This window comes from Lentzea sp. (genome assembly GCF_036380075.1).
Lineage (GTDB): Bacteria > Actinomycetota > Actinomycetes > Mycobacteriales > Pseudonocardiaceae > Lentzea.
This window is the reverse complement of the sequence record NZ_DASVFL010000123.1, coordinates 1-10,308: the sequence shown is the minus strand read 5'-3', so window position 1 is coordinate 10,308 and position 10,308 is coordinate 1. Positions and strand designations below refer to the sequence as shown.

The 10,308-nt window shown below is 70.3% G+C and carries 2 pseudogenes; one reads left to right on the top strand and one right to left on the bottom strand.

The annotated features are described in order from the left end of the window. Positions 1 to 9,825: pseudogene (locus VF330_RS15605) on the bottom strand (hypothetical protein); the annotation flags it as partial. Here VF330_RS15605 and VF330_RS15600 point away from each other — a divergent pair. Beyond that, positions 9,791 to 10,308 (top strand): annotated as a pseudogene (locus VF330_RS15600) (hypothetical protein); the annotation flags it as partial. The pseudogenes VF330_RS15605 and VF330_RS15600 overlap by 35 nt on opposite strands.

Genomic DNA, 10,308 nt, shown 5'->3' with positions numbered 1-10,308 from the left:
CTGCACGCCGGTCTCGACGAGCCGCTGCAGGTTCGCCTTGATGTTCTCCGGGGAGAACATCTTGTCGATCTGCGCCCGCGACGCGGTGCCCGGCGTGGTGAGCGACGAGTCGCCCTTGGCCGCGCGGTTGAGCGCGTCGATCGCCTGGTCCCGCAGCTCCGTCGTGTTGGCGACCGCCTCCACGTTCAGGAACTCCGGCGACTTCGGCCGGGCGTCCTTCGGGTTGAGCAGGTCCTTGACGGTCGGCGAGTCGGCGATCGGCGTGGACTTCGGGTCACCCGGCTTGAAGCCGTCGCCCGGGTCGTTCTTGAGGGTCGAGGAGTCCGACACCCACAGGTTGACCTTGCCGTCGATCTTGTCGAGGCCGGCACCGGTCTTGGCGACGGTCTTCACGTCCGGCGCCTGCTGGCCGGGCGCGCCGGGCACGATCGTGCGGACCCACGTGCGGGGCCGCGTGAACGTGGTGATCTCGACCTCGAACTCGACGTCGCCCTGGAACACCTGGGCGTCTGCGCTGCCGGGGTTCGACGACGTGGCGCTCACGGCCGGTCCGGCCGACGTCTTGTCCGACGTCGAGTGGCTGTAGGACACGCCGGCCTGCGGCATCGGGGTGAGCGAGGCGACCCCGGTCTTCACCGGGATGTTCGCCCTGCCGGACAGGCCACCGGTCCAGCCCTTGGTCGTGGTGGTGTTGGCGTCGAGCTTCGGGCCGGTCGTGGTGGAGTCGCTGACCGGGCGCCCGTCGGCCTGGCCGAGGTGCTTCGGGTTGCTGACCTTCGCCTTGACCGTGACGTTGACGTAGGTGTTCGTCGTCTTGCCGGAGTTCTTCAGCTGCACCTGGACGCCGGGCCCGAGCAGGCTGTCCATGTTCGCCTTCAGCGCGGCGGGGGACAGGTTCGCGGTCAGCTTGCGCTGGTTCGCGAGCTGCTCGGCCACGTCGGCGAAGCCCTGGCCCTTGCTGGAGCGCGGGTTCGCGTCCGGGTTGTTCCACTTCGGCAGGAACTTGTCGAAGCCGGGCAGTTCCTTCAGCTTCGCCTCGACCTGGCTCTGCACCTGGTTCGCGGGCGTGAACTCGCCGACCTTGGCGTTGCCGGCGGCGAGCGTGTCGGCGACGTAGGGCGGCAGGAACTTGGTGTCCGCCGTGGTGGGGTCGGTCGTGGAGTTGCGGGTGCCGTCCGGGGTCGGCAGACCCACCGCACCGGCCTCGTTGAGACCCATCCGCACGTGGGTCGTGATCTCCATCGTCACGGGCTTGCCCGCGGGACCCTGGACCTCGACCTCGGCGGTGACCTCGTAGAGACCGGTCTCGCCCTTGACGCCGATGCCCGTCTTGCGGCTGCTGCTCGACCCCGCGTTCACGCCCTCGGCGGTGCGCGCGGAGTAGGTGGCGGTGGCACCGACCGTGCCGCCGACCTGGCCGGGGACACCGATGTTGCCGCCGACGCCCGCGGTGACGTCGAACCCGGTCTTGGTGGACGCGGACACACTGCTGCCCCAGGCGGAGGTGTCCTTCAGGTCCAGCGCCGCGTCGGAGTGCGTGCCGACGAGCTTCGCGTCCTTGAGCGTCGCCTTCATCTGCACCGCGGCGCCCTTGCTGGCGTGCGGGCTGATCAGGTCGGGCGAGGTGACGAAGCCGCCGAGCATCGCGGGCAGGTTGTTGCGGATGGAGGTGGGGCTGAGGAAGTTCTGCAGCGCCTCGCGGCCGGGCGAGCCGACCTTCGTGATCGACGGGTGCAGGTTCTCCGCGACGTCGTTGAACAGCTTCGCGGAGTCCTTGACCGCCACGGCCTCCGGCACGACGTTCTCGGCCTTGGTGCCCCACGCCGCGTCGGGCGGCGTGACGGCGGCGGAGGACTTGCCCGAGTCGGCGATCGTGCTGAGGTCCGCGGGGATCTGCAGCGTGACGTTCGGGCCGGTGGGCAGCGTGGAGAACTGCTTGGGGTTGCCGGAGGCGTCGGTGAGCGTGATCTCGTACGAGACCGGCACCGTGACCTTCTTGGACCCCTCACCGGACTTGATCGCGCGCTGCTCGGTCACGGAGTTGGTGGTGGACTGCGACACCGCGGGCGTCGCGAGCGCGGCCTTGCCGCCCAGCGAGCCGTACGGGCCCATCGCCACACCGGCCGTCACCGAACCGCCGACGTCGTTCGACGTGGAGACGCTGTTCGTCGTCGTGGACGCGACAGCGGCCTGGTAGTTCTTGTCGACCTTCGTGTCGGCCGCGTCGGTCACCAACGTGTCGGCGTCCGCGTGCATCTCCGCGCGGATGTTCGCCTCGAACCAGGCGTTGCCGATCTTCACCTGGAAGTTGCGGCCGCCGTCGAGGAACGTCTCGAAGTCGTTCTCGATCGCGTTCTTGATGCGGGCGGCGTCGTCGGGCTTGATGCCCTTGATCTCGCCCACGACCGCGTCCGCGCCGCGCACGTCGGTCGGCACGATCGAGCCGAGCGCCTTGTTGTCCTGGAAGAAGCTCGGCAGGTTCGTGCCGGGGACCTGGCCGACCGGCTGCGGCGCCAGCGTGGTCATCGGGATGACCGGGTTCGGCGTCGGCTTCGGCGGCGCCGGACGCGACTGCGGTTCCGGTGCCGGACGCGTGTCGGCGTCGGGCGCGGGCGGTGCGGGACGAGTGTCGGTGTCCACTCCGGACTCGGACCGGGTCCGCGCGTCCACGTCCGGCTCGGGTGCCGAGCGCGTCTGCGTGTCCGCGTCGGCCCGCGGAGGCGCGGGACGTGTGTCCACATCGGACGCGGGCGGTGCGGGACGCGTGTCCACGTCCGGCTTGGGCGGCGCGGGACGCGTGCTGTTCGGGTCGAGCTCCCCGAGGGCCTCGCCCAGCACCTGGTAGCCCGTCGTGGTGCCGGGCGGGGTGTTCAGGTCCTTGCTCGGCCGCGGCACGTTCTCGTCGAGGATCTTGTACGACCCGTACTCGGCGAGGTCGTCGAAGACCTCCTGGCGGAACGCGTTGCCGAGCACCGAGCCCTTCTGGCCCAGCGGGCCGTTGTCGCCCAGCGGGAACGAGTCGAACCGGGACTGCCACTGCTTCCGGTCCGCCGCGCGGCCGGTGTCCCACACCTTCTCGGTGAGGGCGTCCTTCCACGTCGGCGGCGTCGTGGCGGCGCCAACCGTCTTGCCGAGGTTGGAGCTGTCGATCTCCTGGTGCATCGCGAAGGCGTGCACCTCGGCCTGCGGCCCCTGCTTCTCGGACAGGTACTGCTGCAGCTGGTGCTGTGCCGACACCAGGGACAGGCCGCCCTGCGTGTAGTCGATCAGCAGCACCTTCTTGTCGGAGGGAAGGCCTCCGAGGAACTCGTCGAAGTGCTGGTCGAGGGTGGCCTTCTGCTCCGGGGTCAGCGGCTCGGTCTTGGGCTTGCCGTCGGGCCCGTTGTACGCGGGGGCGAGGATCGAGTTCGGGTCCGCGGGCGTGGGCCGGAAGTTCGACAGCGGGATGGACACCGCGCCGTGACCCTGGTTCTGCAGCGCGGCGACCACGGCCGCCGGGCTGCGGCCCAGGCCGACGTAGGAGAACTCCTCCGGCTTGTACTTGCTGGTGATGTGGCTCGCCAGCTCGTTCACCGCGGTGACGACGTCCGCCTGGCCCTGGATGTAGGTGTCACGGGACACGCCCACCAGCTCGTCGCGGAAGTTCGCGGCGTCGTTGATGCCGTACACCTCGGGCTTGCGGTTGCCGCCGCCCAGCTCGCCGTCGTAGAGGATCTTCGTGATCGACTCTTCGATGCTGCTCTTCGCCGGCGGCGTCATCCCGTTGTTCGCCAGCCACTGCTTGGCCATGTACGGCGTCAGACCGACCGTGGAGCCGTCGTCGACCCGGATGCGGACGAACTCCGACGGCTTGTTCGGCCGGTGCTCGTACTTCCCGTCGACGACCTGCCAGCTGGAGTCCTGCGAGGGGTTGGCAGGCCGCAGGTCCTCGACGAGCTGCGAGGCGGTCTTGTCGGACGCGTCGTGGTAGTCGCTGTCCGAGTCGGTGTCGCTGTCGCTGTCGGACCGCTGCTGGTCGGCCGGCTGGGGTGCCGGACGCGTGTCCGCGTCGGGGGCGGGAGCCGACCGCGTCTGCGGGTCCGCGTCGGGCGTGGCCGGCGCGGGACGCGTGTCGACGCTCGCGGTCCCGTTCTGCCGCGCCTGCTGGACCTCCTGCGTGAAGTCGCGGAGGGCTTCGAGGTGCCTGGTGTCGTGCCCGCCCGCCCGCGCGTCCTGGATCTGCTGGTCGAGGTGGGTCTGGACGTTCGCGACGTCGGCGTCGCTGAGCTGCCGCCAGCCGTACGAGTTCGGGTCGGCCGGCTGCCGCAGCGCGTAGTTGGTGATCACCGCGTCGCGGTTGTTCGCGAGCTGCTCCAGGCGGTTCTCGTACCGCTGGATGTTGGCCTCGGCCGTCTGCTGACGGGCCGCCTGGTCGTCCAGCGTCGCCTGGCTCTTGAACATGTTCGGCACGAGGTCGGCGGCGTGCCACCGGTTGAGGTCCGCCCTGGCGTCGTCGAGCCTCGTCTGGACGGACTGCGCCCGCGCGTCGTAGGCGAAGGGCGGCGCGGCGGCGTTGCGGGAGATGTCGATCGCGTTCTGGATCGCCGCCGCGCGCTCGGGGTTGTTCGCGTACTGCGGGTTGGCGGCCATCTCCTGCAACGCCGGCGTGTCGAGGCCGTGCAGCGACGCCTCGAACGAGCGCACGGGCGAGCCCGTGTGCACCGGGTCGAAGCCACCGGGCACGCTGAGGTCCACGTCCGCGATGGCGGGCCGCGAGTCCGGCTTCTGCATGAACGGCATGTCGCGGGGGGCGGGCGCCGGTGCGGGCTGGGCCGCGGGGGCGTTCTGGTCGACCGCGGGAGCCTGGTCGCCGTTGCGGACGTCCTTGATCGTGTCGGCGAGCCGGTCGAGCTCCGGAGTCGGCTGGCCGGTGGCCCTCGCGTCGTCGATCAGCCCCTGGACGTGGTTGTCGATGTCCGCGACGTCCTGCGGGGGCATCGACTGCCACTCGGGGGAGTTCGGGTCGGCGGGCAGGGTCAGCGCGTGCGTGGTGAGCGCATCGTTGCGGTTGAACGTCAGGTTGTCGAGCTCGATGTTGAGCTCGGTGTCGCGCAGTTCGAGGATCCGCTGGTCCAGCTCGCGTTGCGCCTGGCTGCTGGGCGTCAGCTCAGTCTTCGACGCGACCGGTCCCGCGTCGGTGATGTTCTTCAGGTTGTTGATCTGGTCGCGCGTGTCCCTGATCTCGTTCTGGAGGTCCTGCGCGTGCTGCTCGATGCCGCCGGGCTTCTGCACCGCAGCCAGGTTGCTCGCCATCAGGTCGATGTCGTTGGTGCGGCTCGGGTTGCCGGCGTTCGCGTCGCGCAGCGCGTCGAGCTCGGCGGAGGTCTTGCCGAACAGCGAGGCCTTGAACGCGGCGTTGTCCTGCCGGACCTGCTCCGCGCGGGCCTCCGCGGCCTGCCGCTCCTGGGCGACCCGCTCGGCGGCCGCGGCCATGTCGGCCTTGTTCCGCGCGTCGACCCGGTCCAGCAGCTGGTGCATGCCGTGGATCTTCTCGGCCTTGGCGACCCGGTTGCTGTACGCGGGGTCGTTCGCGAACGCGACCTGCTGCTCGTTGCTCTTCACCACCGCGTCGGCGTTGGCGATCTCGGCGTCGATGTCGACGCTGCTGTCGAACTCGCTGTTGAAGAAGCGGTTCATGAAGCCGTCGAAACCCTTGTAGAGGTCCCGGTTGCCGCGGTAGTCCTCCAAGGACTGCTTGGCGTTGTCCACGTCGGCCGTCAGGCCGTCGACCCCCTGCTTGGAGATCTTGAACATCGCCTCGCGGACGGCCGGCTCGTTCTGCACCCGCTGCTGGAGGTCCTTCAGCTTCGAGGCGTCGAAGCCGGCGTTCTCCGCCGCTGCGATCTCCTGCGTCAGGTGGGTGTTGAGCTCGTCGAGCGCGGGCTGCTTGAGGTCCGCGAGCCTGTCCAGCTTCTCGGCCCCGACGATGTTGTCGACCGTGTTGGTCAGGTTCACCCTGGTGGCGTTGTCCTGGATCGTCTTGATCTGCTTGTCGACGTTGCTCAGCAGATCGGTGTCCCGCGCGATGTCCTGCTGGATCTGCGCCTGGTCCTGGCGGACCTGGTTCGACTGCAGCGGACCCGGCGTCAGGGACAGCTTGGACTTCGAGTCGTCGATCCGGTTCTGCAGCTGCGCCTGCCGGTCCAGCAGGTCCTTCTGGAACCCGCGCGGACCACCGGGGTGCTCGGACGCGCGCTTGATCAGCTGCGCGTCCTGGGCCGCGGTGAGCAGGTCCTGGTTCTGCCGGCCCCTGCCCAGGTCGGCGATGGTCTGGTTGATCTCCGCGGAGGACTTGGTCGAGAGCGAGGCCTCCATGCCGGCCCGCAGCTCCTGCGGCGACGGGGCACCGAGGGAGTTGAACGTGCCGTTCTGGTTGCTGACCTGCACCTGCGTCGCGCCGTCCGGGCCGTGCACGGTCTGCACGCCGTCGTTGTCGACGACGACCTGCACGTCGAGCGCCTGCCCGATCGAGTCGGGGAAGTGCGAGCCGACGTGGGAGTCGGCCCACGACGGCGTCTGCAGGCCGTGGGCGACGAGGTCGGCCGACGACGGCAGCGCGCCGTTCGTCTTCACCTCCTGGGTGACGTGGTTGATCATGTCCACGTCGCCCGGCTTCATGCCGCCGGTGTCCAGGCCGGCGTTGACCACGTCCCAGCGCTTCGGCGTGCCGTTCGCGAGGTCGTTCGCGAGGTTCGCCCGCCACTGGTCGATGTTGGCCTGGGCGTCGGGGAGGTTCGGGTTGAGGTCGGGGTGGAACTTGGCCAGCGTGTCGGGGTCGACCTGGCTCGCGACGAAGTCCGACAGCGCGGGCGCCTGCAGGCCGGGGTGGTTGTGGTTCTGCGGGTTCTGCTGGACGTCGTTGACGACGGCGTCCACGGTGGACTTGACGTCGCCGGTGCTCACCAGCGGCGACGAGTTCGGGACCTGGACGCCCTGGAACGCGGCGCTGCGCAGCACCGACTCGACCAGGCCGACCTTGTCCAGGTTCGGCCCGTGCGGCTGGTTGTTGGGCCGGACGCCGGCGTCGACGTCGACGTCCACGTCGCTGTCGAAGTCGTAGCTGCCGGGCAGGCCCGGCGTGTCCGTCGGCCTCGTCTGGACGTCGGGACCGAGGTCCTTCGGCCCGGTGTTCGTGTTCGTGTCCGGGTTGGCCGGTGCGGGCGTGCTGTCCGCGGGCTTGGGGGTCCAGTCCGCGGGCGGCGGCACCGTCGCGGGCCCGGCCGGTTCGATCGTGGTGTCGGGCACCATGACCTGGCTGTTGGCCGTGTCCTCGATCCGCCACAGGTGGCGCGGCAGGATGCCGGGGTCGGGCAGGTGGACGTCGGCGCCCATCAGGCCGCCGTCGTTCTGGTGCACACCGGAGTTGGTGTCGTACTGCTGCAGGACGCGGCTCGAGTCCTTGTACTCGTCCGGGATGCCCAGGTAGTGCAGCGTCTCGTGCGCGAGGACCTCGGGGCTGGTGTCGGCACCCCAGTGCGTCTGGTCGGGGTTGGGGTTCTTGTCGTCCACCTTGACGCTGGTGTGCGCGTCGGCCTTGTTGTCGGTGAACTCGAGGTTCAGGTGGAACTGGTCACCGCTGGGCAGCCGGTAACCCTTGTTGAGCAGCTCGTTGACGCCCTTGGCGGCGTTCTCCTTGACCTGCGCGACGGCCTCCGGGCTGGCGTTCGCGGCAGGGTCGATGTGCACCTTGACGGTGTACTCCTGCACGAAGTTGCCGGGGCTGGTCTCGATGCGGCGCAGGTCGTAGTTGATGAGGCCCTGGTAGGACTTGATGTTCGACGGCGTGCTGTCGGTCTTCACGTCGTGCACGACCACGTCGACCGTGCGGACGTCGGTGTCGTTGCGGCGGTCGGCCCACGTGCTGCGGTCGGCCGGGCCCTTCGGTTCCGACCACTCGGCGGTCTTCGACGGGTCGTGGCGCCACGACTCGTCGCTGCGGACGTCCTTGCCCTTGTGCGACTCCGGGGTCGGCGGCGTCGCGGCCGGCGGCGCGCCGACCTTCGGCACGTCCTTGCGGGTGCCGTCGGGGTTCGTGTTCGAGCTCGGAGCCGGCGGTGCCGGGGGAGCGGGCGGTGCCGGCGGCGGGGTGGCCGGGGCGTCCCTGGTCGGCGCCGGGCCGTTGTCGGCGGTGGTGTTCGGCGCCGGGGTGTTCTGCGCCGGCGGGGTGTTCCGCGCGGGCGCGTCGGTGTCGGCCGAGGTGTTGGTGTCGGTGTTCGGCTTGACGTCCGCGTCGGTGTCCGGCCGGGTGTCGGTGTCCGGCCGGGTGTCGGTGTTCGGCTTGCCGTCGGAGTTCGGCCTGGTGTCGGTGTTCGGCCGGCCGTCGGCGTCGGGGTTGCCGGGCGCGGAAGGCGCGCCGCGCGTGCCGTCCCTCGGGTCGCTGCCCCTCGGGTCGCCGTCGCGGGAACCGCCGTCCCTCGAACCGTCCCTGCCGCCGCCCGCGTCGGGGCCGTCGTCGCCCCTGGTTGCAGGGCCGTTGTCGGCGGTGGGCGGCGCAGGCCTCGGCCTGCCGTCCCCGACAGCGTCCTTCAGCACGTCGTAGGCCGGCGTGACGCCGGGCGCCGGTGGGTTGTCGCGGCGGGGGCGGTCCTGCTGGAACGTCGCCGGGTCCTGGTTGAGGATCTTGTACGACCCGTGCTCGGACAGGTCGTCGAAGGCCTCCTTGCGGAACGCGTCACCCAGCGGGTGCCGGAAGGGGATCTCGTGCGTCTCGATGCTGTTCTTGAAGTCCTCGCGGGCGTCCAGTTGCTGGGTGCCGTCGAAGTCGAACCCACCGGGCAGGCCGGGCGTGTCCGTCTGCGCGATGGCGTTGATGGTGCCGTGGATGTCGTTGGCGTTGGTCGCCTCGTGGATGGCGAACGCCTGCACCTTCGGAGGCGCGCTGTCGGGGTTCGGGTTGTTGTTCGCCATGTACTGCTGCAGCTGGGCCTGTGCCGACACCAGGGACAGACCGCCCTGGGTGTAGTCGATCATCAGCACGTTCTTGCCGGGCGGCAGGTCGCTCAGGAACTCGCCGAAGTGCTGGTCGAGCATGCTCTGCTGCTCGGGGGTCATCGGCGGGACCTTGGGCTTGCCGGGCTTGGCGTCGTACGCCGGGTCGAGGATCGAGTTCGGGTCCGCGGGCGACGGCCGGAAGTCCGACAGCGGGATGGACACCGCGTCGTGACCGTTGTTCTGCAGCGCGGCGACGACGGGCGCGGGACTGCGGCCCAGACCGACGTAGGAGAACTGGTCCGGCGGGTACTTGGTGGTGATGTCGTTGGCGAGGTCGTTCACCGCGTCCAGCACGACCTGCTGCTCGTGGATGTTCTGCTGGGCCGCGGCATCCCGCATGTCGTTGTGGAACTCGGCGGCGTTGTCGATGTCGTACGACTTGGGCGGCCGGGCGTCGGCCTCGGGGCCCTTGGGGTACAGCAGCGGGTGGATCTGGGAGCTGACCGTGGTCTGCTTCGGTCCCAGGTCGATCCCGTTGTCCGCCAGCCACTGCTTGGTCATGTACGGGGTCAGGCCGACGGTGGTGTTCTCGTCGACCTTGATGCCGACGTGGCTCGACGGCGGGTTCGGCATACGGTCGAGCTCGTTGTTCTTGGCCGGGTTCGGCCAGTACCCCATGTCGTCCTTCGGGTCGGGGGCCTTGTAGCCCTCGACCCGCTGCTCGACCGTCTGCTCGACGGCGTCCTCGTAGACCGAGTCCGTGTCGCTGTCCTGGTTGTTCTGGTTGTTGCGGTTGCCCTGGTTGCCCGGGGTGCCGGGCGTGTTCGGGTTCGGCGGCGTGACGACCGGCGCCACGACGAGGTCGGGCGTGGCGTTGGGGTTGGCCGTGGTGTTCGGGTTGGCCGTCGTGTTCGGGTTCGGGTTCGCGCCGGTGGGCGGCTGGGGCGCCGGCCGCGTCTGGACGGGCGGCGCGTCGGCGTTGGGGGTGTTGACCGGTGGCGCGGCCGGTGCCGGACGCGTCTGGGGGGAGGCCGGCGGGACGTTCGTCGCGGTGTTGGGCGACGGCGTGTTCGCCGGAGGGGGCGTGTTCGTGTTCGGCGCCGGGTTCGGGTTCGGGTTCGGCGAGGTGTTCGCCGGCGGGGTGTTCGTCTCCGGACGCGGCGACGGCACGGTGGCGGGCGGCGTCGCGGCGTTCGGCGGCGGGGTGTTGGCCGGGGGCGTGTTCGCCGGCGGCGTGTTGGCAGGCGGGGTGTTCGCCGAGGGCGTGTTGACCGGCGGGGTGTTGGCCGGAGGCACGTTCGCCGGTGGGGTGTTGGCGGGCGGGGTGCTCGCCGGAGG